Genomic DNA, 26,535 nt, shown 5'->3' on the forward strand with positions numbered 1-26,535 from the left:
TTCAGAGGAGGGTTTTGTCCCAGCCTCTTTTTTACGAATAATTAATTTTTCATTCTAGGATCTAGCGCATCCCTTAATCCATCCCCCATTAAGTTAAACCCTAATACCGTTAGCATTATTGCAATTCCCGGAAAAAAGACGGTCCATGGTGCTTGAATAATAAAATCCTTCGAATCAGACAACATTTTTCCCCACTCAGGAGTTGGCGGCTGTGCACCTAATCCAAGGAAACCGAGCCCTGCTGCTTCAATGATTGCGGTGGCGATAGCTAAGGATCCTTGAACAATAATAGGTGCCAAGCTATTTGGCAGAACATGGTGTAATAAAATTCGACTATCCTTCATGCCAATTGCCTTCGCAGCTGTGATATACTCCTCTTCTTTTACAGAAAGTACTCTTGCTCTTAAAAGCCTCCCAAACGTTGGTATATTAATAATAGCAATCGCAATTAACGCATTTTGCAATGATTGACCAAGCATAGCGACAATTGCAATAGCAAGTAAAATACTTGGGAATGCCAGTAATATATCAAAGATTCTAGAAATAATGGCATCCAACCATTTTCCATAATACCCTGAAATAATACCTAGAAAAGAACCGATAATAGCGGATCCCACAACCGAGAAAAATCCTACAGATAAGGAGATTCTTGCTCCAAAAATTACCCGGCTAAATATATCACGTCCAAAATCATCGGTACCAAACCAATGTTTTGCGGAAGGCGGTAAATGCTTGTCCTTAAAATGCTGCTCATTGATTCCGTAGGGTGCTATATAGTTTGCAAATATAGCTATTAAAATAAAGAATACAACAATTAATAAGCCAATAAGGGCAACCTTGTTTTTCTTGAAATTTCTCCAACCCTCTCGCCACGGGGATATTAATGGCTCTTCTGCTAGAGGTTTCTGCGTAACTGTAGTTGATATTTCAGGCATTTGAGAATTTACCTCCTCACTTTTAATATTTTATCCGTGGGTCAATGGCCGCATAAAGTAAATCTACAATTAAATTAATAAAGACAAAAATTAGTGCAATAACTAATATTCCAGATTGAATGACAGGATAATCCCTTGATTGGATGGCATCATATATATATCCACCGATACCAGGCCAACCAAATATTGTTTCCGTTAATATTGCCCCACCTAATAAAAGGCCTGTTTGCAAACCGATAACGGTTAAAACGGGAATGAATGCATTCTTTAAAGAGTGTTTATATACAACCCAAAACATTCTTAATCCTTTTGCCCTTGCTGTTCTTATATAATCTGATCGCATTACCTCAAGCATGCTTGATCTTGTCATCCTTGCTATAATCGCCATTGGAATAGTAGCTAATGCCACACTTGGCAAAATTAAATGTTTAACCACAACGATAAATTGATCAAACCTACCTTCTAATAATGTGTCTATTAAATATAGATTCGTAATAGCTTGAACTGGATCACGAATATCATCACGGCCAGTGGTTGGCAATAGATTCAAATGAATAGAAAATGCATATTGCTCCATTAATCCAAGCCAGAATATAGGCATGGAAACTCCAACAAGCGCTAAAAGCATTGCAATATAATCAAACCATGAGTTTTGAAACCATGCGGAGATAATCCCTGCATTCACTCCAATGATAATGGCGATAATTAGTGCTACTACAGATAATTCGATCGTTGCACAAAGGTATGGCCATATCTCTTGATTAATTGGTGTTTGCGTTTTTAATGAAGTTCCTAAATTACCGCTTAGCAGATCCCTTATATAATGAAAAAATTGTAAATATAGGGGTTGATCAAGCCCAAGCTGTTTTGTCAACGCTGCTACTGATTCCTTCGTTGCATGCTGACCAAGGATCATTTGAGCAGGATTTCCTGGAATAGCATGGATTAACGAAAAGACAATGATCGCCATCCCAAGCAATACTGGAATAAGCATAAATATTCGACGAATTGAATAGGCAACCATTATTATTTCCCCCTTCCATATTATGTATTAACTTTGAATCAATAACTTGGGTACAAGTATGCTGCTTTATCTAAAAACAGATCTATGAATCAAACATTTAAAAAGGGGGAAGAGCAACTTACTCCTCCCCTATTTGGTTAATCGATGGAAACATCAGCAAAGCTTTGAGAACCAGTTGGATGTGGGAAAAATCCTTTAATGTTGCTTTTTCCAGCTAGCAATGGCGTTGAATGTGCTATAGGAACCCACGGAGCATCATTATGAATAATAACCTGAGCTTGTTTGTAAAGTTCATTCCGTTTATTTTCGTCTGTTTCTGTTTGCGCTTTTATTAATAATTTATGAACTTCATCATTGGAATACTGCGAGTTGTTATTGGATCCAATAGCATCTTTGTCTAATAAGGCATATAGGAAGTTATCAGCGTCACCATTATCGCCTGTCCAACCAACGATGTACATTGGCGCTTCCCCTTTTGCCAGTTTCTCTAAATAAGTACCCCATTCCATTGTAACAATTTTCGCTTTTACACCAATTTTTGCGAAATCTGCTTGAAGCGCTTCAGCTACTTTTTGACCATTTGGCATATATGGGCGCACAACTGGCATTGTCCATAAATCTACACTAAATCCATCTTTATAGCCTGCTTCTGCAAGTAACTTTTTCGCTTCATCCAAATTAAAATCATAGTCTTGGATATCATCATTGTAACCACCTATGGAAGGCGGAATTGGGTTTTTAGCTGGAATTGCCGACCCACCATAGAAGTTTTGAATCAGAGCTTCTTTATTCACTGCATGGCTTAAAGCGATTCTTACTTTCGGATTATCAAATGGTTTTTTCTTCACATTAAATCCAAGATATCCAATGTTCATAGATGGACGTTTAAATAATTGCAGATTTTTATCCGAAGTAACTTTTTCAGCATCACTTGGATTTAAACCATCTATTAAATCAACATCGCCTTTAATTAGTGCATTTAACCTAGCTGAATTATCTTTAATAACTTTTAGAATTACTTTATCCACTTTTGGTAATCCCTTTTGCCAATATTTATCATTTTTCACAACAGTAATGGAATCATCACGTTTCCAGCTTTCAAATTTAAAAGGTCCTGTTCCTACAGGATGCTCAATGTATTTATCTCCCCACTTATCAATTGCAGCAGGACTTGAAATCGAGAATGGTGTCATTGCAAGATTTTTCAAAAATGGTGCTTGCGCACGGAAAAGAGTAAACTGAACTTTGTAAGTATCTAATGCCTTTACTTCTTTGATAACAGCTGTTGGTTCACCTTTGTAGCCACCAAATTGTGACTGATAGTATGGAAATTTATCTACGTTTCCGTTAGCCCAACGATCAAAGTTTTTCACTACGGCATCCGCATTGAAATCTGTACCATCTTGGAATTTAACTCCTTGCTCGAGTTCAAACGTATATGTTTTTCCGTCAGGAGATATTTCCCATGACTTGGCAAGGGACGGTTCAATTTCTGTTGTTTCCTTATTGAATTTCACTAATGTTTCAAAGATTTGTTCTGCAACGATCAGAGATTCACCATCTGTTACAGCAGCTGGATCAAGCTTTACTGCATCTCCACCTCTTGCATAAACTAGTATTTTCTGTTTCCCACTCGTTTTTCCGCCACTTGTTTCAGATGAACCGCAGCCCATCAAAGCAAGTGAAAGAATGAGGATTAATACAAAAACTCCCCACAATTTTTTCTTCATTTTTTTTCCCCCTCTGATTTGTTTTACTTATTAAAGGTATGTTCAATCTTCAATGAAGATGACATGCAGTAAAATGACCGTTTTCGACCTCTTTAAAAACAGGTTTCACACTTTGACATTTATCCATTGCATAAGGACAACGTGTATGAAACGCACACCCTTTAGGTGGATTTGCCGGGCTTGGCACATCACCTTGCAGAATGATTCTTTCTTTTTGAAAATCAACATCTGGAATCGGAACGGCAGACAATAGCGCTTGAGTATATGGATGTTTAGGATTGGTATATACTTCTTCACTATCTGCAAGTTCTACAATTCTACCAAGATACATGACACCTACACGATCACTAATATGACGAACAACCCCCAGATCATGTGCAATAAACAAATAAGTGAGATCAAAGTTTTTTTGTAAATCTTTTAATAAATTTAATACTTGAGCTTGTATGGAAACATCCAAAGCAGATACTGGTTCGTCTGCAATAATAAGCTTTGGATTAAGTGTTAACGCCCTTGCAATTCCAATCCGTTGTCTTTGCCCCCCACTAAATTGATGCGGATAGCGTTTTAAATGGGATTCATTTAACCCTACTATTTCAAGTAACTCTTTTACTTTTCTTTTTCTTGCATTTCTATCCTTCACACCATGTACAATTAACGGTTCTTCCAATATTTTTTCTATTGTATGACGCGGATTTAAGGAAGCAAACGGGTCTTGGAAAATCATTTGCATCTCTTTGCGAATTTTTCGTAATTCTGTATTAGAAAGGCTAGTAATGTCTTTTCCCTCAAAGCTAATTTTCCCACTGCTCGGCTCCAAAAGTCTTAGAATCATCCGTCCAGTAGTAGATTTACCGCATCCGCTTTCTCCGACAAGCCCTAAGGTTTCCCCTTTTCGTATCGAAAATGATATATCATCTACAGCTTTTACCTCTCCTACTTGTTTCCCAAGCACGCCACCTCTTATTGGGAAAGACTTTCTAAGATTCTCTATCTTAATCAATGGTTCAGTCATCATTGAGCTACCTCCATATCGTCATGAAGAAAACACCTAATTTTCTGTCCATTTTGCAAGGTTTTTAATTCTGGTGTTTCTGATAAGCACCGTTTAAAAGCATGTGGACATCGAGGAGCAAAATGACAGCCAAATTCAATCGAACCTGGTTTTGGTACGTTTCCAGTTATGGAGTCCAACCGGTCTTTTTTTGTTCGCATGTCTGGAATCGATTTAATTAATCCAACCGTATAAGGATGCTTTGGAGATTTAAAAAGAGTTCGAACATCCGCCTCCTCCACAATTTTTCCGCTGTACATTACAATAATTCTTTGGCACATTTGTGCTACAACACCTAAATCATGAGTAATCATAATAATCGCAGTATCTGTTTCTTTATTTAATTTTTTCATTAAGTCAAGTATTTGTGCCTGAATCGTCACGTCCAAAGCAGTAGTAGGTTCATCAGCTATTAAAAGCTTTGGTTCACAAAGCATAGCCATCGCAATCATTACCCTTTGTCTCATGCCTCCAGATAATTGATGGGGATATTCCTTCATTAATTCTTCCGCCCTAGGCAGACCAACTTTTTTTAGCATATCGATAGAATGTTCTTTTGCTTTTTTCTTTGACCAATTTCTATGAATTTTTACCGCCTCTATTAATTGATCACCGATAGTGAAAACTGGATTTAAACTCGTCATTGGCTCTTGGAAAATCATCGCAATTTCATTACCGCGTATATTACGCATCCTCTTTTCAGATCTATTTACCAAGTTCTCACCATTAAAAATAATTTTACCGTCTACTTTTCCATTTGATGTTGGTACTAGCCCCATAATGGATAAAGATGTCACACTTTTTCCGCAGCCTGATTCCCCGACTATACCAACAACCTCTTGTCGATTTACAACAAAATCAATATCATTTACGACAGGAATGACTCCATTATCCGTTACGAATGAGGTATTTAATCCAATTACCTCTAAAACTGGATTCTCCACTTTTATTGCCTCCTCTATTGATGTTTTATCTCTTGTCGTTTTCAATCATCTCCTAGCACATATGATTACTATTAAAAAATAAGTATAAATTGATAGACTATTTTCTAAATAGTTTACATTTATTTTACTTATTTGAAAATACCTTTTATATAGAATATTTTGTTTTTAACTGTCGAAATTTCATATTTTTTGTCAATTTAATAACATTTACACCGTATTTATCTATTTAATAAATTATTTTCCTATAAAAAAAGAACCTCTCTTACTAGATAAGAGAGGCTCCAGATCTTGCCTAAAGATTTGCTTTTAATTTTAAAAGCCTTTTGGTTAATTTATTTCTCATAACATTTGCTAATTCTTTAACCTGTAAGATTTTCTCGATTCGCTCTTCCTCCATGCAATGAAAAAATGTATCGATAGTAAAGTGAACACTAATTTTTAAAGGATGGCGTTTTAGTAAAATTATTTTAGACTCATTTGTAATCATTCCTTCCTGCAAGACCCGTGCAAAATAGCCTGTCTTGCAAGTTTCGATGACTCTTTTCAAAAAAACATCCACATTATTATGTTGAGAGATTGTCGCGCAAGGTATTCTCCCTTGGGTAATCTGTACAACGGAATCACCTATTTGGAAGATATCTCCGATACAAACACTTTTTTCATCCATTCCTGCTACCGTTAAATTTTCTCCAAAGGATGGAAGTGGAAGATCTCGATTAAATTCTTTTTCCCATTCCTTGTAATGCTCAAAAACATAGAAGCAAACTGCCCTGTCCTCTCCTCCATGAAAGTCTGTATTTGCAACCCCATCATTGACAAAGCCATTTTTTGTCAACCACCCTTTTTGAATTGGCTTTTTATCAATAGCAGTTCTATACTGCCTTTGCTGAAAGTTCTGTATCTTCGGCAACCCGATATTGAGACTTTTTATTTCCATCCCCATCCACCTTCCATAATATACAAATAAAATATTATCCTTTTATTCCATCATAAAAAAACTAAATAAGTAAATATTAATAATAGTACCTAGAAGAGAGGAAATCACTGATGGAACATGTAAATGATACTGTAAAAAACGATTCAAACCAAGATGAAATGCGGGATAAACGATGGGCAATTGTATCGATTGCATCTATCCCCCTCATTATGACTTTGGGAAATTCTATGTTAATCCCAGTACTGCCGGTTATGGAAAAAAAGTTGGACATTTCAAAAGTTCAATCTAGTTTAATCATAACCGTTTATTCCATTGTTGCAATCTTTTTAATCCCAATAGCTGGGTATTTGTCGGATAGGTATGGAAGAAAAATAGTAATTATTCCGTCATTAATATTGGCAGGTATTGGGGGCGTTATCTCTGCGTGGGCTGCATGGAAAATGGGTAATCCATATTCTCTTATTTTAATTGGAAGAATCCTGCAAGGAGTAGGTGCAGCAGGAGCAGCGCCAATCGTCTTACCATTAGTTGGAGATATGTTCCGCAGAGATAAGGATGTGAGTGCTACATTAGGAGTTATCGAAACATCCAATACATTCGGTAAAGTATTAAGTCCGATATTAGGATCGTTTTTGGCAGGTTTTATATGGTTTTTACCTTTTGTAGCGATTCCAATTTTTTGTCTTATTTCTGTCATCGCTATTTTCTTTTTAGTAAAAAAGCCTAAAAATGATAAAAAAGGTGCAGATTTTAAAACCTTTATTCAAAATACGAAAGAGGTCTTTCAGCAGCATAGCCGCTGGTTATTTGCTGTATTTATCATAGGGGCTATTTTAATGTTTGTCTTATTTGCTGTTTTATTTTATCTTTCCTCTGTCCTTGAGGATACGTATAACTATCATGGCGTAAAGAAAGGGTTTATCCTTGCCATTCCATTGGCATGTCTATGCCTTGCATCTTTTATTGCTGGAAAAAAAATTAAAGATAATATGGTAGTCATGAAATGGATTACTTTTAGCGGACTTCTACTTGCTGGTGCTTCTGTACTTGCTGTTAGCTTGTCAGACCAATTTATTTACTTAACCATTGTTTTTCTAGTTTGTGGAATAGGGATTGGAGCTGGTCTTCCGTGTTTGGATGCTCTAATTACACAATCCATTGAAAAGAATGTGCGCGGAACCATAACGTCTTTCTATAGTTCCATGCGTTATATCGGAGTAGCCGCAGGACCTCCGGTTATGGCTTATTTTATGAAGAATAATTTAATCATTATGTTTATGATATTAGCTGTATGTTGTTTTGTAGCAGCTATTATGGCATTTTTCTCTATAAAACCAATTAAAGAAAATGAACAAGAAAAGAATCCTGCCCATTCTCCGGTATAATAATGCATAATAGGGATATAAACTAACACAAAGAAAGAAGCAAATCAAAACGATTTGCTTCTCTTTACATTTTCTAACCGTATTGTTGAGACGGATACCACTGTATAGGTCACAAATGACAATAAAATTGGAATGACAACCGTGTGAATTCCGAACGGATTCGGATAAAAGCGATCAAATAAAATATAACTTATCATCCCGATAAGCATGGAGGTTATCGCCCCATACTTGTTGCCTTTTTTCCAATACAACCCCATGACGATTGGCCAAATAAACACGGCCTCCAAGCCACCAAATGAAAATAAGTTAAGCCATATTAACAGATTTGGCGGATGGATCGCTAAAAAGAAAACAGCAATGCCAACAATGGTGGTTACCCATAAACTCATGTGTTTTATTTTTCTCTCTTCTGCATTTTTATTTATGTAACCAATATAGATATCTTTGACTATTGCAGAGGAAACGAGTATTAAAACGGAATTAACGGTCGACATAATGGCAGCCATTGGTGCTGCTAATACAATTCCTGCCATCCATGCAGGTAATACTTTCATGGTCACCAAAGGCATTACGGTGTCCGCATTTTGAATTCCCGGAACCACCGCTCTAGCAAGCACACCGATAAAATGCATTCCAAACATAATGATACCAATCACAATCGTTCCTATAATAATGGCTCTATGCATGGCAGTTGCATTTTTATAAGACATCGCGCGTATCGCAATTTGCGGTAGTCCCACAACCCCAACACCAACTAAAATCCAAAAAGAAGATATGTACATAGGTGTTAAGCTTCCATCCGAACCATAAGGGCTCAATAAGTTAGGATTCTCTTTTCTTAAATCAGTCATAATATTTTCAATCCCGCCACCCGCCTTAATAGTAGCTACTAAAAGGATGATAGTTCCTAATAACATGACTATGCCCTGGATGGTATCTGTAAACGCAACTGCCCGAAAACCGCCAATAATTACATATAAAAGAACAGAAACTGCAAATATGAATAATGCTGTTGTATAAGACACACCCAAAATCGATTCCATTAATCTAGCTCCGCCAACCCACTGAGCAATCATGGAAGAAAACAAAAATACAATGATGCTTATTGCTGCTAGAATATTGACAAAATGAGAATTATAACGTGCTTTTAAAAAGTCAATCAATGTGATGGCATTATATTTTCTCGCCATAATAGCAAATTTTTTCCCCAATACCATTAATACAAAATATCCAGTTACCACTTGACTCATTGCAAGGAGTACCCAAGCCAGTCCGTAATGATATGCGGCACCTGGTCCCCCGATAAAACTGCTTCCGCTTCCGTAAGTTGCCACCATCGTCATCGCTAAAATAAAACCGCCAAATTGTCTGTTACCTAAAAAATACTCCTGGACAAACGAGTTAGACGTACTCACAAATTTCACGGCAAACATACCAACGATAAAAAAGATAATAAGAAATAATACCAATGGGATAATAACTTGTATATTCATATTCATCATCCGTCCCCTTCTTCTTCAAAAGGAACTTCTTTAAACATGAACTTTACGGTAAGAATAACTAATAATACAATGACAAAGAAGCCAAGAATACAGCTATAAAAAAACCATGCTGGTAAGCCAAAAATATATGTATATCTTTCAACCTTCGTCTTTCCTAAACCATAAGCAAAGCCATACCACCAAATGAAATGAAAAACTGCCAATCCTACTCCGATCAATGCTTCTTTTTTCGCAATTGCAAAACGTAAATCATCTTTCAAAAATGAAGTTCCTCCTCTCACATTATTTGTTTACATAACATTTTTATTGTTAATTAAACTTACGGACAAACTGTTGAATAAGTACATTAACTTTTTTAGATTTTCTTGTTGGCAATTGATGGCCAGCCTTTGAAATAAAATGAACCTCAGTATCAATGAATTTTGGATATAGTCTAACATGGTGATTAATATAATCGGCCCTTGTACCATATATGAGCATAAGTGGTGCATGAAGTTGGGAAATACGATCCATGCAATTAAAACATAAGGATTCTTTATAAAAAGCTGTCCAAATTTCCTTGTTTGCCTTTAAAATATGCTTATACAACGCCTCTTGCAAATCCCTTTCGGGGAAATGACTGATGGATAATATTTTTGCTAATAATGTTGGAAAATGTTCTGCCATATACATTCCAAGCAAATGCTCTTTTTTTAAAACATCTGTATCGATTTTTGGGTATCCACCAGATAATATAACACCTTTCACATGGTTTGGGAATTGTATTGCATATTCTTGCACAATAATTCCCCCTGCTGAATATCCGAAAAGAAATAATTGTTCAAGATTTAACTTTAATCTAATTGCTTCTATTTCTTCTATATAAGTTTGTACAGAAATTGTTCGATCAGAGCTTGGGCTATCTCCGTGTCCACTTAAATCTGGTAGGATAATCCTGAATTGGTTCGCCAAAAGTGTTTGTTTAGCAAATGTTTTTCTCCCCATTCCAGGTGGATGAACAAATAGGATAGCTGTCCCCTCCCCTATATCTTCAAAATAAATATTCTTATTTTCCATCTTTGCAATTGGCATTTTTTCCTCCATATAACTATTTTAATAATAAAAGGTGAAGCAAACCAGCTTCACCTTTTATTACAATGCCCTATTATCTTATTTTTATAAACCTTAAAAAGTAAAATAGTATTTAACGATATTTAAATTGCACTGGCTGCAAATTAGGGGAAATAGCTTCCATTTTATACCCTTTTTGTTGAAAATATTGAAGCACTTTTTCCAGATATTTAAAAGTTGTTGTTTTTTCGTGCATCAATATAACCAATGGTCTAGTCCCTGAGCAATTCTCCACCTGATTTTTTATCTTCCACACATATTCTCCTTTAGTCGTCTGCCAATCATCAGAATCAATATCCCAATCCCACATAATAAAACCTTCTAAATCACTTGCCTTGCGAAATGCCGGTTTCATATATGGAACCGAACCATATGGAACACGAATTAGCTGGGAATTTACACCGGTGATTTTCTTCAAGGTTTTGGATGTTTGGCTCATTTCCTTTACAAAGGCATTAGGAGAACGATAGATTTTATGAATATCATGTGTCACACCATGTGAACCAATGGAATTTCCATCCCTCACCATTTGCTTTACGATTTTAGGGTATTTCTTAATATTTGGTTCAAGCATAAAAAAAGTTGCCTTTGCGTGGTATTTCTTTAGTAACTCCAATGTTTTCGCCGATGATATACTTGGACCATCATCAAATGTCAAATATACCACCTTTTGAGCTTTCGTACTAGGGGATTTCAGTCTTACTAGATTTTTATCATTTGATGCTGACTTTGTCTTTTGTTTATTTAAGAACTTTTTTGGTTCAGTTTTTGTTAATGGTGAAATTGCTATTTTCATAGGGGTTTCTTCTATTTCTTTCCACAATTCATTTTGGAGCATATTCTCCTCTTTTACTTCTTCATTAAAAACTAAATTATGGATAAATGAATCCTGCAATATATTTTGCCTAGTTGGGTATATTTGATTAGGAGTAGCTTTCATTGTGGATGTATTTTTTGCTAAAGCTAAATCGCCTTCTGCTATTTTGCTATTGTAGAATAACAATAAAACAACGGAAATCAATAAAAAGCCAATGATATACTTTGCCAGTAATTTTTTATTATGATTCTTTGATGCTCGATTCACCTATTTCAATCCTTTCCAGCCATTCTACTTTCTGTCCGCCACCCCTTTCATTAGCAACGAAACTCTCAATATATTAGACTTCAAAATGTTAAAAACGTTACATATTTGTAATAATTAACATTATATAAGATTATATATACTTATGGTAGTGTTTATTATAAAAAATCAAAAAATCCCTCCATTTTAGGAGAGATTTTTTGTAACTATCATTTGTTTGGCTTCCTCAATATTGTATATTGGATTTTTACAACTATATTGTTCACATACATATAATACAAAATCATGCTTTCCGTCAATTTTATCTTTCCAGACTTGGAGTTCCTCTATATTGATTCTTTCTGGATTCGCAACCATCAAAATGTCAAATGGATGATAGCTTTCGTGATAAAAGTGAATAAATTCTTTTATTTTATTATGATTTAAACCAGAAACAACCACTTCTTTTCCGCCTGCATACATTGCAATTACAGTTTGCAACATATATAACAGTCCATGAGGATATACTGTTGCATCGTGCTCGAAACTTACTAACAATTGATTTACTTTTTCTTGTAAGTCCATATCCTCTGTTAACTTCGCCAACCTCCATAACTGAAGGGAAGATACACTATTTCCCGAAGGAAGGGCTCCATCAAATCCTTGTTTTTCACGAAAAATTAAGGATTCTGCATCTGTACTAGTGAAATAGAACCCACCATTTTGTTGATCCCAAAATTCATGAAACAAGATATTTTTTATTTTGATTGCCTGCTGCATATCATGAACCCTTTGTTCTGCTTCATACATCTCCAGATAAGCCCACAGCAAGAATGCATAGTCATCAAGATATGCCTTAAATTTCACATCTCCATCACGGAACCTGGCATACAATTGCTCCCCATTCCATAGCTTTTCCTCGATAAAAGTAATACTATTTCGAGCATGTTCAAGAAATTGCGGTTCTTGAAATACCATTCCAGCTTTTGCCAAAGCAGCGGCCATTAAAGCATTCCAGGAAGTTAAAATTTTATCATCAAGATGTGGATAAACCCTTTTTTCACGTTCCTTTAAAAGGATATTCTTCGCTTTTTCCAACTGCATCTTCACATTCTCGACTGACAATCCTCTGTCACTTGCAATTTCTTCCAGTTCGGTTTCAATCATATTAGGAATATTGGATCCTTCAAAATTTCCTTCATCACTAATATCATACGCTTCACAAAAAAGCTCCCCTAATGTAAAATCAAGGATATTCAGTACCTCTGTCCGCGACCAGACATAATACTTCCCCTCGATTCCCTCACTGTCAGCATCTATTGCTGAATAAAAGCCGCCATCCGCATTTGTCATCTCTCTCTTAATAAACTCAAAAACCTCATAAGAAATTTTCTTCCATTTCTCATTACGTGTTGACTGGTAGGTTTCAGCTAATACATATAACAGTAATGCATTATCATAAAGCATTTTCTCAAAATGAGGAACCAACCACATATTATCGGTTGAATATCTCGCAAAGCCACCTCCAATATGATCATATATTCCACCATTAGTCATTCCTTCTAAGGTTTCTTCCACCATAGTAAGAGCTGCATCTGTGCCGGTCCAATAGTAATATCGAAGCAAAAAGAGGAGCTGATGTGACAATGGAAATTTAGGAGCTTGCCCAAAACCGCCATATAACCTATCAAAGCTTTGAACAATTTCCTGATATGCTTTATGTATTACATTTTCTGATATTTCCTTTCCACCCCCAGCGGTAGAACGTTCCTTTAATGAGGAAGTAATTTTATCCGCAATATTCTCGATATTATCCCTTTCCTGCTCATACTTCTCATGGAGCTGTGGAAGCACATCCATCATACCAGGACGACCATAATGACTTGTTTTCGGAAAATATGTTCCAGCATAAAAAGGCTTTTGATGAGGAGTCAAAAACACATTTAACGGCCATCCGCCTTGACCAGTCAACATTTGACAGACAGTCATATAAATCGAATCAATATCTGGCCGCTCTTCCCTATCGACCTTAATAGAAACAAAATATTTATTTAATAAATCCGCCACTTCTTGATCTTCGAAAGATTCTCTTTCCATGACGTGACACCAATGACAAGTAAATCTTATATAACTCCTTTAACTAGGAATAGCCTATAGACACAAAGACTGGTTTCCCCTCCCTTTTAGCCTTCTGGAATGCCTCTGGACTCCACTCTAACCAATTAACCGGATTCGTTTTGTGTTGTAATAAGTATGGTGATTTTGATTCAACTAGCCAATTATACTTTGCTGAATGTCTATCTTTAGTTAAATACTCTTTCATATTATACACATCCTTTATCTTATTAAATGTTTACTACTTGCATTATGATGAACGGGTGTCTAATCCGTATGGTTTATTTATACAAGTAGCGTTCATTTACTTTTATATTATCCTAATGAATATCATTTCAGCCAATAAAAAAAGACCCCATAACGGAGTCACATTTTAAATATAATTAATTTTAATGCTTATATTATTTTTTACGGTTCTTAATCCCTTCTGTATCGTTCATATATTTTTCTTCAAAAACAGACTTTGAAGCTGTCACGGAACGTTGTAAGCTTAAAGAACCACTACATAGGATTTCTTACTATGTCTTTGATATATTGTAATACAAAGGACAAAGAATTACTTCTCTTCGTTTACATGAGCATAAAGAAATTCCTTCTTATACAATTACCGAAGATACTAAATTACTCATTAAAGTTAATTGAAACTCATTTTGACACCATTGATCATCTATAAATTTCACAGTGTTTATTTCCTCGCTAGCCAGAAATCCAATAGTACAGTAATATGATTTTGTTTGTCTAAGTCTTTATAATATATAGAAGGTATTTCTTCATATTAAAATATTTTCTCAACAACTAATTTATCTATTTTAAGACTCATTTAGTTCATTCCCTACTTATAAAAACCAAATTTTATATTAATTGTATATTTAACATTATAATTTATATTTAAATAAGAGGAACTAATTCATCCCTCATTTAAACTTTCCTTTTTTCTCCCAAAACTTAGGTTCTTCTGCTGCTTTAAAGTTGTAGACAGGTTTTATAACTTTTATTATTTCAACTGTATCCCCAATGTTGTCTAGTATGTCCTTCATCCTTTTGTAAGCCATTGGAGCTTCATCGATTGTGTCAGTTCCAACTGATGTAGTCCAAACATCTTTCATTGTATCTTTATACTCTTCAAGATTTAATTGTTTACGAGCCATCGATCTACTCAATACACGCCCGGCACCATGAGGAGCAGAATAATTCCAGTCTGGATTCCCCTTACCAATTGCAATAATACTACCGTCTCTCATATTAATAGGTATGATTAATCTTTCACCTTTTTGAGCTGATACTGCCCCCTTACGTAGAATCATATTGTCTGTATCAATATAGTTATGGATAGTATCAAATTCGTCAATTTTTGTTAGATTCATATGTGAAATTATGATATTGGCAATTTCTTGTCTATTATCGACTGCATATCTTTGGGCAAGCTTCATGTCATGAATATAATGGTCAAAACTTTTACCCTCTAAATAAGCTAAATCCTTCTTAACTTTTGGAGTAGACTCATTTAGTTTTTTAATTGTGCTTTGTATTTCAGAGTGTTTGCCTTCAGATTTAAGTTGATTAATTATTTTATTAACATCAACTTTCTTTAATTCCTGGTATGCTAATTTTTGATAGTAATTTGCAATTGTTGTTCCAATGTAACGACTACCTGTGTGGATTGATAAATAAAGAAATCCATCCTCATCCTTTGAAATCTCAATATAGTGATTCCCACCACCAAGAGATCCTAAACTTTTATTTAATCTAATTGCACTTAATATGTTACTAGATTTAAAGTCTTCTACATTAACTGTTTTAACTTCCCTAATTTCCTCATGGATGTTTTGACCACTTGGAACATGTTCACGAATTACTTTGTCCAGTTTAGCATAATCAATTTCTTTTTCTTCTAATTGAACAGTTAAAACCCCACATCCAACATCCACGCCAACTAAATTAGGGACTACTTTATCTTTAATTTTTATAGTTGTACCGATTGTACACCCTTTACCCGCATGTACATCCGGCATTACTCTAATTGTCGTATCTTTTAAGAATTCTTGATTACATAATTCTTTAATTTGTTCAATTGCTGAGTCATCAACAACATCCGTAAATATCTTTGCCTCTGTAAATTTTCCAATTATTAATTTCATTGTCCTTTACCGCCCTTTTTTCTATATAAAATTGCAATTATTCCTTTATATTCATATACCCACACAAAGATTAATTACATTTGGACTATTGTGTATTTCATTAAACTAAACCATGAATTAATCCATTTGTAAAGTACTTCCATAAATTATCATTAAATTTTTCTAATCAAAGATAAATCTCATCAGGTATTCTACCTCCAAACGAAGAAGCTCGTTTTCACCTTCTATTTTTTGTTCGTTCGTCAATTGTTTTTCTTCTATTTGTTTGTTTTTACTGTTCTTGGCTATATCAGACATGGATGGTCGCCCTTTCGGTTTACCAAGGGCTTCAGCTCCACCTTCAATAAAAGCTCTGTAATTTCGTTATCATTGAAGGATTCGTTAAGCCAAACTTATGGTTTACCTTGTATCCCCGTTTTTTTAATTCTAGATGAATTTGACGATCCGTCGTTATGTTCATCGAAAAAGACTGGATAAGCTCTTCTGACTCAAGTACAGAACAACAATTCATTCTGATCAAGGATGGAATTACCAACATAGAAAGTGGATAAAAACTCTTAAAAAAATAAGGTTGTTCAAAGTATGTCTAGAAAAGGAAACTGTTTAGATAATTCCCAATGGAAAACTTTTTTGGTTAAACAAGAGATGTACCATGGAGAGGCATTATGTTCGTTTGAAGAATTAAAGAGTAAGATTGAAAGATATATAGATTACTATAATAAAAAAGTTGAAGCTATTGTAATAGAAATGAAGGATTTTTTTTATAGAAATAAAATAGTAAATACTCAGAGGAGAGATGTCATGCTCGTTAAAAAACCTTAAGAGAAGTAATCCTAAGGCTTTTGAAAAATAATTACGGAATAATTGATTGTTAGATAATAATAAAGGTGGAAGATAAGATTTTGTACCTTTCCAACAAGGTCTCTACACTTATTTTTGTAGCAATTCGTTTAGAGAATTATAAGTATCTTCCATCATAAATACTCCTGTTATTCTCTCATTTACAAATTGGAAAATATCAAGTGGGTCATCATCATAATCATTAATTGCATCATTTTTATAAATTAATTTAACGTGAGATAAACCCTCCCGAATTAAATTTTTTCCTAACTCTCTCTTTCCCGTTTTTAAATAAAACTCTCCCAAATTGGTATAATTGTAAACATAATTTGGATACTTTTGTATTGACTCATTTAATAATAATTCATATTTGTTTATATCTTCACTTTGAAAATGACAGGCAAGAAGGTAAGATAACATAGATGATGTTTCCATATCAGCTGTATTTTTTATTTCCATAGCTTTCTTAACTAATGCTTCATCTAATCCACCTAGATACCAGTCAGTAAAAAATACTAATAGAACAAAAAATAACTTATTGTCTTTGTGGTAACTTAGTGCGGAGTAAAGATACTCTGATGCTCGTCCATAATCTTCAAGCGGAGATAGTGTTTCCAGTATAATTAACCTATTCCACCCATCAACATCATATGGATTCACTTCTAGATAATTTTCCAATAACCTTTCAGCTGTTTCCAGTTCGCGATTTGAAACTAATTTATCTATTATTTTGTGTATTTCTTTTTCTTTCATTTTACCACTCCAATTTACTGAAAACAGTTGCATGTATAACGACATGTGTAGGTGCGTTAGAATTCTTTCAATTATATTGACAATTTCACTAGGATTTAGTGATAAAAGACATGCAATAGCAAAAAAAGATAAATGTAAAAATAAATAAACGGATGAACCGGTATGGTCAGTAAGAAAAGGTGGGACTCCAATAACAAAATTCTTTCATCATTTTATGAAATTTAATATAAGAAGTAATCATAGACACTGCAAACATTCCAAGTACCTTAATATTATAATAGGATATAAAAATAAATTTATCCAATATCTCACTACTTTGACCATCCATTTATTATTCAAACAAAAGGAAAACACGATATAAATGTTAAATATGAATTTTTATAAGGAAAATACAAAATAAAAGAGGAAACTTCAATTTCTATTTCGCACTACAATGATAGAAGGGAAATTGAGTAGCCTCTTTTTAGTTATAATTAGGAAAGCAATTTATCTAATTCATACTTAGATTATGTTGTTAGAAGGAAGATAAATTATAGCCTAATTACTTATTATAGAAATTGTGAAACAATTACATCATGATCAAAAGGTGTAATACCTTCATTTGCTGAAAATATAATGTCAGCTTCTTCTTTATTATAACACTTTTCCCCTCTTGCTTTAACATGTAATCTTAATAAATCATAAAGATTTGTCTTATTCAAAGTTGTCATTGCTTTTCCCATTAAGACCATTCCCGCTTGATTGCCTTCAACATTATTGTAGAATCGTGGATTTGATTTTAATGCAATATCTGTCCAAATTACTTTGTTTTCATGTAAATCCAATATCATAGGTATACAGATTTTAGCTTCAGAAGTTATATCAATCTTATTTTCTACCGTTTTTGGTTCATAAATTTCCCCAGAATTTGGATTTCCTCTTGCCATCCAACCCATAAAGCATTCAGGAATTTCTGCAAAATTTTGTTCCGTAAAAGAATTTATCGATAATACAATATATCTTCCACCGTATTTTCTTACAGATTCAATATCTAAATCAATAAACTCACTTGCTCCATTTGGTGCGGAAGTTATATCACCGCTATGAAATGCTTTATATGTTACTGATCTTAAATTTGTATAGGAAACATGTTCAAGATAGTTCCAATTCTCATCATACATTACTGCAGATAAGTCTAAGTCTGTTCTATCATTATGAGCTTCTTTCCAATAAATAAATGTTCTTATTGTATTTGTGTTTTTAGGAAAATCTAATTTTGATCCTCTCACAATTGTTTTAAATGATTTACTTGAAGATCTTTGAGAAAATGGTACTATGTAATTCCTTAAAGCTTCATCGACATACACTTTTCCTAAATAATCCTTTTGCTTGAACTGATTAATTAAACTATTTTCACATATTCTAATTATATTATTACAAATAATTTCAGGTACTTCTGGTAGAGTATTATCAATAGCAAATACCTTTGAAATATTTCCTTTAGGAAAGAAAGCTCTCAATTCCTTACCATCATTCCTATGCTTAAAATGTTCTATAACTTGCAATAATACTGTACTTGCAACTTGTTCAGCAACATTTTTAAATTCGTTTATAATAACATTTGGCCTATTAGTTTTTCTCAATAGGTAATCTAGTTTTCTAGCAAATTCACCTGGTCTTTGTTTCAATAAATCAAGAGCAGCCATAAGATTACTCTCTTTAATTGCTTTATCAACTTTTCCATTGAAGGTTTCAATTTTTTCATTATTTCTGAGTTTGTTAAATGCAGTTTGTGTCTTGAGATAAGAAGTTTTAAATTCCGAAGGATGTAGTCTTTCTCCCAACCTTATCCATCTATTTTTATACCTCTTCATATCTTCTTCAATATTATTACAGTTTTCCAATAGCGATAAAATTAACCTTCTTTCCTTCCTTTTAAAGCTCCTAAAGCGTGTATTCTGTGATAAACTGATATCCCCTTCTGATAATGCTACGCAAAGTCTTAGTACATCTGTTGCCGTTTTAAAATACCTAAATAATAATTGTTGATTTAATCCATTCTCCAATATTAATTTTGAAACTAAAGCAACATTTTCTTTAAGTGGTATCTCTTCTGGCAATAAATTTTTAATAAAGTCCAATTTATTGTTAAAAAACCATTTTATATCCGATTGATCCATTTCTGATAATGAAGTCTTTGATTGTAATAAATTAGTGAAGATACTTAAAAACTCTTTTTCATCACCTAAATCAATTACTTTAAATTTATTAGCATTTAACAGTGGTATTCTTGTTTCCTTTTTATAATTTGGTAAAAATTCTCCGAATGTAAGATAATGCATAATTGCATTTATGTATAGTTCACTATCAGTGGCGTTCATTACTTGACTAGGGAAGTTGGGATACATTGGGCTGTATTTTTTATTAGCACCTATTATTAGCTTAATATCAGTAACAATCGAATAATAAAAGTTTTCCAGTTGATCTTTTGAATAATTTTTTATAACATTAATTACTGATTTCGATAATGTAAATCCTAAATCTTCGATATTTTTAATGATGGTTGCTATATATTGAATGCTTTTAGTATCTTCAAATGGTGTATTTTCAATTGATCTATTAAGAAGGATCTTATTTTTTCTTCTTAAGTAAATTGCGTTCTCCATATTTACACCCCTTTTTTAGTTAAGGAAATTGACACTTCTATATAATTCTCCGTAATTTTAGTTAGAAAGAATAATAAACACAGCCTACTTTCCATCTTACACCTATCATTATATTAATTTAACAACCATTATTTATAGTATTTTTTAAATATTTTTATTCAACCAAGGCCCTGGATATAGCCGTTTTCCTTGAAATGAAAACTAACTTGTAATAAACATTTCTTACTGTTATCTTGTTTATCTTGCTGCACTAAAAACATAGTGCTGTTATACAGGTCAATATATTTAAAAAATCCCCTAATATTCGGTTTCGACTGTTATCAAATTTCAAGCCTGAATATCGGAAGCGATCTGCAACAAAGATCAAAATAAGCCTACTTCAAGCGTGCAAAATTAAAAGATTATTCAAGTTGATATATTAAGTAAAATTGCAGCAAATTTCAATAAAACAGGCGCTCAAATAAAAATTAAATGGATTGAATAGTTAATTAAGTATCGCTTAGAAACATTGAAATTGCCTACTAGTTGGTTCTAAAAGTCATCAATTGAGCTGGCGTATTAAAGATTTACAGTAAGAATTACTGTTTAAAGTTGGAAAGATAAAAATTGGAACAATTTAAATAACGATTATTTAATCTTTCCGGAGCAGTTAGAAGGGCAAAATAAGGAATCTGAGGAGTATGTTTCAGCTTAATTTTACTTTAATTAAATTGATAGTAGCAGGAAAGTCAAGAAAAATGGAATATTATGAGTAATAATAACATTTTTGGTAATTACGTTGATGAATCATAGTTCGAAAAAGGCAGGATGTCGATTTTACCTTTTTGAATGATGTCTAGTCGAGCATGCTGTTAGAATTGTATTCGGGATATTAGTCACTTTGGACATACTGGGAGAACAATTCTTATTCATCACTAAAAAGAAAACTAATCAACAATGGATTAGTCTTCTTTATTATGTCGCTTTTGCTATTTATCATCATCAAAGTATATCCATCCAAATTTTAATAGCAGTCGTAAAAATTATAACTGCTAAGATAATTTGAAGAATCTTAGTATTTATCTTTTTACCTGCTTTTGCTCCAAATGGTGCTGCGATAAGACTAGCCACAATCATGATTAAGGCTGGCAAGTAGTCTACTTGACCGGTTGAAATCTTGCCAATTGCCGTACCTATGGATGATATGAAAGTTATTGCTAAAGATGTGGCAATGGTCATTCTTGTCGGTATTTTAAGTATCACCAGCATAATTGGAACTAGTAAAAATGCTCCACCAGCTCCGACAATACCTGCAGCAAGACCAACTAGAAGAGCAAGAAGAGCAGCCAACCATTTATTAAATTTAACTTCATCCAACCGAACAACATCTATCCCTTTTTTGGGGATAAACATCATAATGGCAGCAATAAACGCTAGGATTCCATAAATCACATTAACACTACTCTCAGAAAAATGAGTGGAACCAACCCCTCCTACAAAACTACCGATGAGAATACTGATTCCCATATATGCAATCAATGTCTTATTTAAATATCTACCCTTTCGATACGCCCAAACCCCGCCGATCGTGGCAAAAAACACTTGCAATGCAGTTATACCTGAAACCTCATGTGCAGTGAAGTGAGCAACCCCAACAGCAGCAGGAATATATAACAACATTGGGTAGTTAATAATAGCTCCACCAATACCCAATAAGCCTGAAATAAACGATCCCACAAAACCGACTAAAAAAATGGTAATAATAAAATTAATATCCATCCCTATCCCTCCCTTGTTTTGTTAGCATGGTGATGAGGCGGGAAAAACAATATAACGAAAGGGAGAACCATAAATCGGTCCTCTTCTTATGCCTTCTTTATCCAAAACTTCAGGATTTCATTTTCTTCTTCTTGTTTCACTACCTCATGACCACCTGATTTTGCCCAAGCAGGTAAATCATTTAATGCACCTTTATCTGTTGTATGGATTTCTAATATTTGTCCTGATTCAAGCTCATTCATTGCTTTTTTCGTTTTCACAATTGGCATTGGACATGCTAATCCTTTTGCATCTAATACTTTAGAAATTTCCATGTTGAAACTCTCCTTTTATATTTTTATAAAAAATCCGGTTTAAAACAGGCTTTTTACGGGAAATAAGTTACTTATCTTACTGCACAACGGTTTGGTCCGATTTCCATTTCGCGCTGTTTTTCTTCATCTGGATTGATTTTCCCCATATTGGTTTGGCGAATTTCTTGATATGCATGTGGTTGAGGCGGTAAATTCCCTGTTACCAATTTTCTAAATTCATTTTCATCTTCAATATTTAATCCGTGATTTTTAGCAAATAGTGTTCCTAATTTTTCAGCTACTGTACCATCATCATTTAACTCATCCATTATCATAAAATGTGCTGGAAGAACTAATAATTCATCTGATAATTCTCGATAACGATTGTAAAGAGTCTCCCTTAAATCGGAAACCCAATCTTCTGCCATGCCGGCTAGGTCTGGTCGACCAATGGAGTCGATGAATAGAATATCTCCTGAAAATAAGAATTGTTCATCTACTACGAAAGAAGTGGATCCAATGGTATGACCCGGTGAATATATGGCATGAATATTAATGGTCGCGTTCCCAATCGTTACATCATTTCCACCCTCTAATGGTTGGTATGAGAAGGTTACATCCGTTGCATCTTTTGGTGGAAGCCAATATATTGCGCTTGTTTTCTCTGCAATTTGACGTCCTCCAGATATATGGTCAGCATGAAGATGTGTATCAAATACATGTGTAATTTTTGCACCAATGCTATCAGCAAAGTTTAGATAAATATCAATCATACGAGTGGCATCAATCAATGCAGCTTCCCCGTTAGAAACGACCATATAGGATAAACAGCCTTTCCCTATGCGGACAAATTGATAAATTTCTCCACCATCTTTCAAATCTCCAACTTTCACTGGTTCTAAATGCTCACTCCAAGCTTTCATACCTCCCTTTAAATAAGAAACAGTTAATCCCGCTTCAGAAAGCATATCTGCTACCATGACAGAAGAGCCTTCTTTTGCACAAACCACTAAGATTTCTTTATCAGAAGGAAGTTTTTCTAAAATTCCCTCCACACCATCTAGTAATTCGTAATAAGGAACATTAAGGTAATCAAAGTTTTTACCTTCAATTTTCCAGTCATTAAAATCACTTTCGTTTCTTACGTCCAATACAAATAGTTCTTCTTTGTTAAAGACTTTTTTTGTCACATCTGCTGAAGTCATTACTTTAACAGTCATTTTCACCTTACCCCCTACGGTATATTTTATATTAAAAAAATTTATTAGAATGTTAATGTTACATCTGCAACTTTCGCAAACTCTAAAAATGTTACAGCTCCGCCTACTTCAATTCCATCAATAAAATCTTCTTTTACTAGACCCATTACATCCATCGTCATTTGACACCCAATAAAAGTAACACCCATTTCCTGTGCCATCTCAACCAATTCAGGAATAGCAGGTACATTTGCATTGGCAAAACCTTCCGCAAAATGTTCTTTCCCTTCTGGCATTGGAAGTTGTTGATAAGCTTCTTTGTGAATTAAATTAAGTCCTTCAAATGTGAAGAAAATAGCTATTTCTTGATCTGTTGCCGCTGCAGCGGTTGCGATATTGAATACTTTATATGCATCAAATATTCCACCATTACTTGCGATAATTGCTACTTTTTTACTCATATTCATTTCCTCCTAATTTAAAAGTGCATTCATATTACTGTTTGGGTGAAAACCAACAATCCATTTACATACTGATTTCCGATTGTGGAACCCCATTTGTCCAGTAATTCTTACAGGTTGATTCATTATCTCAGGCTTGTTTCAACATTAATCTCTTTATAAGAAATATATTGATCTTTTAAGAAATTCTAGAGCATTACACAATAAGGGTAACGTGTTTTGTATAGACCGTTATTGAACTCATTATGTTTACCCTCTCTATCCAATACTGTTGATCGTTTTTCCAGACCATTTACTCATGCCTGGAACAACATTGTTGACATTTGAGAATCCTTTTTCAGTTAACTTTTGTGCTGCAAGATCACTTCGATTTCCAGTGCGGCATATAACGTAAATCTCATCATCCTTATTTAACTGTGCCATTTTCTCTTCTAACTCACCCAATGGAATCGATATAGCATTTGGAATATGATTAAAGGCATATTCTGCAGTTTCTCTTACATCAAGTAATACAATTCCTTGATTTGAATTAATCTTCACTTCAAGATCCTTGTTACTAATGATATTAAGGTGCTTTTGCTCATTCACTTCTTCACCCGTAGATTTCCGTAAATAGTGCTTTAAGACATCACCGTCTTCAATCGTTCCTAAAAATTGGTTGCCCGTACTTTGAGCCCATGCTTGAATATCCGCTCTGGAACCTTTATCTGTAGCTTGTATTTCGATCACTTGCCCTGCCTCAAGCGTGTTCATTGCCTTTTTTGTTTTCACAATTGGCATTGGACATGTCAATCCTTTCGCATCTAAAATTACATTTGCCTTTATAATTTTCATGATAAACCTCCTATTTTTCATACCCGGATGGGTATATATCAATCAAAAAAAATTATTCTATATCGCCTTCCCATGCAAGCATTCCGCCACTCATATTGATAACATTATATCCTTCACTTTCTAAAAATAGAGTCGCACGGCCACTTCTACCACCAGATCGACATACCATAATGTACTCAGTAGTTTTATTTAACTCATTCATATAGGATTCAATTGTTCCTAATGGAATATTAACTGCTCCTGGAATTTTACCAGCTGCTACTTCATCGACTTCACGAACATCAATGATGTTTAATTTTTTTCCCTCTTGAATCAATGTTTCTACTTCTTTTGGTGTGATTTCTTTCATTTTTAATTCCTCCTAAATGAATTCTAAGACCAGGCACTCATGCCGCCTTTTACATTGGTAACATGTTTAAATCCTCGTTTTTTAAGAATCTTACATGCCTTATTACTTCTCATCCCACTCTGACAGATCACCACAATCTCTTTATCCTTTGAGAGCTGATTTATTTTTTGCTCTAACAGCTGTAGAGGGATGTTTTGAAACTGTCTAATATGGTTACCCTTATATTCTCCAGACGTACGAACATCCACAAATTGTTTGTTTTTATCATTTAATTCACCTTTTAATTGTGCAGATGTTATGTTCCTTACATTAGTTGGGAACATACGAGTGATGAAATAAATGACAATAACGGCAATCACAATATATTTTATATATTCCACTATACAACCTCCAACTGGGAAAAAGTATTCTCCGTTATTAAATGAATAAATTAACATTGCCATCTTGCGCATCTGCTAGATAAGCTGCAACCCCTGCATATTCAATGTTATCTAATAGCTCTTCCCTTTGAAGTCCTAGAAGATCCATTGTCATGGTACAAGCAACTAATTTAACATCTTGTTCCTGTGCCATTTCTATAAGCTGCGGCAAGGTCATTGCATTATGCTTTTTAATTACTTCCTTAATCATTTTAGGACCAAAACCCGCAAAGTTCATTTTAGAAAGTCCCATTTTGTCTGCGCCTCTAGGCATCATTTTCCCAAACATTTTTTCCATAAATCCTTTTTTTAATGGAATATGTGTCTCTTGGCGTAACGCATTTAGTCCCCAAAATGTATGAAAAATCGTTACTTCATGATCATATGCTGCGGCACCATTTGCAATAATATACGCCGCCATTGCCTTATCATAATCACCACTAAATAATACGATTGTTGTCTTTTTTGGATCTCCCATTACGTACCTCCTTATCCCAATAACCCATACCTGTATAGGTATATATTTTATTAAAAAAATGTATGCTTGTTTAATCCAAAACTTTCATATGTTATTTTCTCCTGCAAAATACGATAGTTCATGAATCAATTTTTCCACCTTTATTTGTTGCAAGAACTTTTAAAATTTGACTGATTGAAGTAGCCATCGCCCCTTCTTGTTTTTACGATTGGCATTGGGTGCTAATCCTTTTGAATCTGAATCCCTTTAAAAATACATACCCATATAGGTATTTTTTTAACTGTAAAATAGGTTGTCAACCTATTGATTATCTACTTTTAACAAGTAGGTTAACAGCCTCTTTTACTAATTCCTCTGTACTTCTTTCTCCTGTTTCTTTCGCTTTCTGAACACACTCCACTAGATTGGAGCTGACCACAACACCAATGGTACGGTCGATTGCTGTTCTCGCTGCTGAAAGTTGTGTTATTACTTCTTTACAATCCTTGTTTTCTTCCATCATTCGCAGAATTCCTCTTAATTGTCCTTCTATGCGTTTTACACGGTTTTTCATTTGATCATCATAATTCATG

General features: G+C 34.1%; 25 protein-coding genes and 2 pseudogenes. 2 read left to right on the forward strand and 25 right to left on the reverse strand.

The features are described from left to right. Positions 1-41 precede the first annotated feature (41 nt). The 6 genes from CWO92_RS05090 to CWO92_RS05115 form a co-directional block, all read right to left on the reverse strand. Positions 42-935: an ABC transporter permease gene (locus CWO92_RS05090; protein ID WP_101353130.1), complete on the reverse strand. Its 894-nt coding sequence runs from the start codon at positions 933-935 to the stop codon at positions 42-44. A 22-nt stretch (positions 936-957) separates the two neighbouring features. Next, complete coding sequence (locus CWO92_RS05095; RefSeq protein ID WP_101353131.1) at positions 958-1,959, reverse strand: ABC transporter permease; 1,002 nt, start codon at positions 1,957-1,959, stop codon at positions 958-960. Positions 1,960-2,096: 137 nt separating this feature from the next. Continuing rightward, positions 2,097-3,689 carry an ABC transporter substrate-binding protein gene (locus CWO92_RS05100; RefSeq protein ID WP_101353132.1) on the reverse strand — a complete coding sequence of 531 codons (1,593 nt, stop codon included), beginning with the start codon at positions 3,687-3,689 and terminating at the stop codon, positions 2,097-2,099. A gap of 49 nt (positions 3,690-3,738) precedes the next feature. After that, a complete protein-coding gene (locus CWO92_RS05105; protein ID WP_101353500.1) occupies positions 3,739-4,704 on the reverse strand; it encodes an ABC transporter ATP-binding protein in 966 nt (321 codons plus the stop codon). Then, positions 4,704-5,687: an ABC transporter ATP-binding protein gene (locus tag CWO92_RS05110; RefSeq protein ID WP_101353133.1), complete on the reverse strand. Its 984-nt coding sequence runs from the start codon at positions 5,685-5,687 to the stop codon at positions 4,704-4,706. The genes CWO92_RS05105 and CWO92_RS05110 overlap by 1 nt, the downstream gene beginning before the upstream one ends. A gap of 292 nt (positions 5,688-5,979) precedes the next feature. Next, a complete protein-coding gene (locus CWO92_RS05115; RefSeq protein ID WP_233269847.1) occupies positions 5,980-6,624 on the reverse strand; it encodes an MOSC domain-containing protein in 645 nt (214 codons plus the stop codon). A gap of 110 nt (positions 6,625-6,734) precedes the next feature. On the opposite strand from CWO92_RS05115, the gene bcbE reads away from it, so the two are divergent. Beyond that, entirely contained in the window at positions 6,735-8,009 is a 1,275-nt protein-coding gene (gene bcbE / locus CWO92_RS05120) for a bacillibactin exporter BcbE (protein ID WP_101353135.1), read from the forward strand. A gap of 44 nt (positions 8,010-8,053) precedes the next feature. Here bcbE and panF read toward each other — a convergent pair whose 3' ends face one another. The 7 genes and pseudogenes from panF to CWO92_RS26250 all read right to left on the reverse strand — a co-directional run bounded on the left by panF (position 8,054) and on the right by CWO92_RS26250 (position 16,231). Next, complete coding sequence (gene panF / locus CWO92_RS05125; protein ID WP_101353501.1) at positions 8,054-9,502, reverse strand: sodium/pantothenate symporter; 1,449 nt, start codon at positions 9,500-9,502, stop codon at positions 8,054-8,056. Between the two features lie 5 nt (positions 9,503-9,507). After that, entirely contained in the window at positions 9,508-9,771 is a 264-nt protein-coding gene (locus tag CWO92_RS05130; RefSeq protein ID WP_101353136.1) for a YhdT family protein, read from the reverse strand. A 49-nt stretch (positions 9,772-9,820) separates the two neighbouring features. Further along, positions 9,821-10,582, reverse strand: coding sequence for an alpha/beta fold hydrolase (locus CWO92_RS05135; protein WP_158176071.1), 762 nt, complete (start codon positions 10,580-10,582; stop codon positions 9,821-9,823). Between the two features lie 112 nt (positions 10,583-10,694). Next, a complete protein-coding gene (locus tag CWO92_RS05140; protein WP_101353138.1) occupies positions 10,695-11,705 on the reverse strand; it encodes a polysaccharide deacetylase family protein in 1,011 nt (336 codons plus the stop codon). Between the two features lie 183 nt (positions 11,706-11,888). Then, positions 11,889-14,004 (reverse strand): annotated as a pseudogene (locus tag CWO92_RS05145) (thioredoxin domain-containing protein). A 706-nt stretch (positions 14,005-14,710) separates the two neighbouring features. After that, positions 14,711-15,934 (reverse strand): RtcB family protein, encoded by a 1,224-nt coding sequence (locus tag CWO92_RS05155; RefSeq protein WP_101353141.1) that lies wholly within the window; start codon positions 15,932-15,934, stop codon positions 14,711-14,713. A 162-nt stretch (positions 15,935-16,096) separates the two neighbouring features. Beyond that, positions 16,097-16,231, reverse strand: a complete 135-nt coding sequence (locus tag CWO92_RS26250; RefSeq protein WP_268877576.1) for a hypothetical protein — start codon at positions 16,229-16,231, stop codon at positions 16,097-16,099. A 285-nt stretch (positions 16,232-16,516) separates the two neighbouring features. Between CWO92_RS26250 and CWO92_RS26670 the strand changes: the two genes are divergently transcribed. Continuing rightward, complete coding sequence (locus CWO92_RS26670) at positions 16,517-16,756, forward strand: IS3 family transposase (protein ID WP_101353142.1); 240 nt, start codon at positions 16,517-16,519, stop codon at positions 16,754-16,756. A 108-nt stretch (positions 16,757-16,864) separates the two neighbouring features. Here CWO92_RS26670 and CWO92_RS05165 read toward each other — a convergent pair whose 3' ends face one another. The 12 genes and pseudogenes from CWO92_RS05165 to CWO92_RS05220 form a co-directional block, all read right to left on the reverse strand. Continuing rightward, complete coding sequence (locus CWO92_RS05165) at positions 16,865-17,527, reverse strand: tetratricopeptide repeat protein (RefSeq protein WP_101353143.1); 663 nt, start codon at positions 17,525-17,527, stop codon at positions 16,865-16,867. A gap of 33 nt (positions 17,528-17,560) precedes the next feature. Further along, positions 17,561-17,719: pseudogene (locus CWO92_RS26505) on the reverse strand (branched-chain amino acid transport system II carrier protein); the annotation flags it as partial. 356 nt (positions 17,720-18,075) lie between these two features. Then, positions 18,076-20,172: a TerD family protein gene (locus CWO92_RS05170; protein ID WP_101353144.1), complete on the reverse strand. Its 2,097-nt coding sequence runs from the start codon at positions 20,170-20,172 to the stop codon at positions 18,076-18,078. Between the two features lie 981 nt (positions 20,173-21,153). After that, on the reverse strand, positions 21,154-21,930 hold the full coding sequence (locus CWO92_RS05175) for a sulfite exporter TauE/SafE family protein (protein ID WP_101353145.1): 777 nt from the start codon (positions 21,928-21,930) through the stop codon (positions 21,154-21,156). Positions 21,931-22,016: 86 nt separating this feature from the next. Further along, positions 22,017-22,244, reverse strand: coding sequence for a sulfurtransferase TusA family protein (locus tag CWO92_RS05180; protein WP_101353146.1), 228 nt, complete (start codon positions 22,242-22,244; stop codon positions 22,017-22,019). Between the two features lie 71 nt (positions 22,245-22,315). Then, positions 22,316-23,443: an MBL fold metallo-hydrolase gene (locus CWO92_RS05185; protein ID WP_101353147.1), complete on the reverse strand. Its 1,128-nt coding sequence runs from the start codon at positions 23,441-23,443 to the stop codon at positions 22,316-22,318. A 44-nt stretch (positions 23,444-23,487) separates the two neighbouring features. Next, complete coding sequence (locus tag CWO92_RS05190) at positions 23,488-23,883, reverse strand: DsrE/DsrF/DrsH-like family protein (RefSeq protein WP_101353148.1); 396 nt, start codon at positions 23,881-23,883, stop codon at positions 23,488-23,490. A 258-nt stretch (positions 23,884-24,141) separates the two neighbouring features. Then, the gene (locus CWO92_RS05200; RefSeq protein WP_101353149.1) at positions 24,142-24,717 is read right to left on the reverse strand and encodes a sulfurtransferase TusA family protein; all 576 of its coding nucleotides are present in this window, start codon (positions 24,715-24,717) and stop codon (positions 24,142-24,144) included. 52 nt (positions 24,718-24,769) lie between these two features. Further along, the gene (locus CWO92_RS05205) at positions 24,770-25,066 is read right to left on the reverse strand and encodes a rhodanese-like domain-containing protein (RefSeq protein WP_101353150.1); all 297 of its coding nucleotides are present in this window, start codon (positions 25,064-25,066) and stop codon (positions 24,770-24,772) included. Positions 25,067-25,089: 23 nt separating this feature from the next. Further along, complete coding sequence (locus tag CWO92_RS05210; protein ID WP_101353502.1) at positions 25,090-25,446, reverse strand: rhodanese-like domain-containing protein; 357 nt, start codon at positions 25,444-25,446, stop codon at positions 25,090-25,092. Between the two features lie 37 nt (positions 25,447-25,483). After that, positions 25,484-25,963, reverse strand: coding sequence for a DsrE/DsrF/DrsH-like family protein (locus tag CWO92_RS05215; protein ID WP_101353151.1), 480 nt, complete (start codon positions 25,961-25,963; stop codon positions 25,484-25,486). Between the two features lie 307 nt (positions 25,964-26,270). Continuing rightward, on the reverse strand, positions 26,271-26,534 hold the full coding sequence (locus tag CWO92_RS05220; protein ID WP_101353152.1) for a metal-sensitive transcriptional regulator: 264 nt from the start codon (positions 26,532-26,534) through the stop codon (positions 26,271-26,273). Between the last annotated feature and the right edge of the window lies 1 nt (position 26,535).

This window comes from Heyndrickxia camelliae, from assembly GCF_002844575.1.
GTDB lineage: Bacteria > Bacillota > Bacilli > Bacillales > Bacillaceae_C > Margalitia > Margalitia camelliae.

What these genes read in the sequence shown, in the direction of transcription:
- CWO92_RS05090 (WP_101353130.1), bottom strand. Translation starts at nt 935, where the DNA reads ATGCCTGAAATATCAACTACAGTTACGCAGAAACCTCTAGCAGAAGAG.
- CWO92_RS05095 (WP_101353131.1), bottom strand. Translation starts at nt 1,959, where the DNA reads ATGGTTGCCTATTCAATTCGTCGAATATTTATGCTTATTCCAGTATTG.
- CWO92_RS05100 (WP_101353132.1), bottom strand. Translation starts at nt 3,689, where the DNA reads ATGAAGAAAAAATTGTGGGGAGTTTTTGTATTAATCCTCATTCTTTCA.
- CWO92_RS05105 (WP_101353500.1), bottom strand. Translation starts at nt 4,704, where the DNA reads ATGACTGAACCATTGATTAAGATAGAGAATCTTAGAAAGTCTTTCCCA.
- CWO92_RS05115 (WP_233269847.1), bottom strand. Translation starts at nt 6,624, where the DNA reads ATGGAAATAAAAAGTCTCAATATCGGGTTGCCGAAGATACAGAACTTT.
- bcbE (WP_101353135.1), top strand. Translation starts at nt 6,735, where the DNA reads ATGGAACATGTAAATGATACTGTAAAAAACGATTCAAACCAAGATGAA.
- panF (WP_101353501.1), bottom strand. Translation starts at nt 9,502, where the DNA reads ATGAATATACAAGTTATTATCCCATTGGTATTATTTCTTATTATCTTT.
- CWO92_RS05135 (WP_158176071.1), bottom strand. Translation starts at nt 10,582, where the DNA reads ATGCCAATTGCAAAGATGGAAAATAAGAATATTTATTTTGAAGATATA.
- CWO92_RS05155 (WP_101353141.1), bottom strand. Translation starts at nt 15,934, where the DNA reads ATGAAATTAATAATTGGAAAATTTACAGAGGCAAAGATATTTACGGAT.
- CWO92_RS26250 (WP_268877576.1), bottom strand. Translation starts at nt 16,231, where the DNA reads ATGTCTGATATAGCCAAGAACAGTAAAAACAAACAAATAGAAGAAAAA.
- CWO92_RS26670 (WP_101353142.1), top strand. Translation starts at nt 16,517, where the DNA reads ATGTCTAGAAAAGGAAACTGTTTAGATAATTCCCAATGGAAAACTTTT.
- CWO92_RS05165 (WP_101353143.1), bottom strand. Translation starts at nt 17,527, where the DNA reads ATGAAAGAAAAAGAAATACACAAAATAATAGATAAATTAGTTTCAAAT.
- CWO92_RS05170 (WP_101353144.1), bottom strand. Translation starts at nt 20,172, where the DNA reads ATGGAGAACGCAATTTACTTAAGAAGAAAAAATAAGATCCTTCTTAAT.
- CWO92_RS05175 (WP_101353145.1), bottom strand. Translation starts at nt 21,930, where the DNA reads ATGGATATTAATTTTATTATTACCATTTTTTTAGTCGGTTTTGTGGGA.
- CWO92_RS05180 (WP_101353146.1), bottom strand. Translation starts at nt 22,244, where the DNA reads ATGGAAATTTCTAAAGTATTAGATGCAAAAGGATTAGCATGTCCAATG.
- CWO92_RS05185 (WP_101353147.1), bottom strand. Translation starts at nt 23,443, where the DNA reads ATGACTGTTAAAGTAATGACTTCAGCAGATGTGACAAAAAAAGTCTTT.
- CWO92_RS05190 (WP_101353148.1), bottom strand. Translation starts at nt 23,883, where the DNA reads ATGAGTAAAAAAGTAGCAATTATCGCAAGTAATGGTGGAATATTTGAT.
- CWO92_RS05200 (WP_101353149.1), bottom strand. Translation starts at nt 24,717, where the DNA reads ATGAAAATTATAAAGGCAAATGTAATTTTAGATGCGAAAGGATTGACA.
- CWO92_RS05205 (WP_101353150.1), bottom strand. Translation starts at nt 25,066, where the DNA reads ATGAAAGAAATCACACCAAAAGAAGTAGAAACATTGATTCAAGAGGGA.
- CWO92_RS05215 (WP_101353151.1), bottom strand. Translation starts at nt 25,963, where the DNA reads ATGGGAGATCCAAAAAAGACAACAATCGTATTATTTAGTGGTGATTAT.
- CWO92_RS05220 (WP_101353152.1), bottom strand. Translation starts at nt 26,534, where the DNA reads ATGAATTATGATGATCAAATGAAAAACCGTGTAAAACGCATAGAAGGA.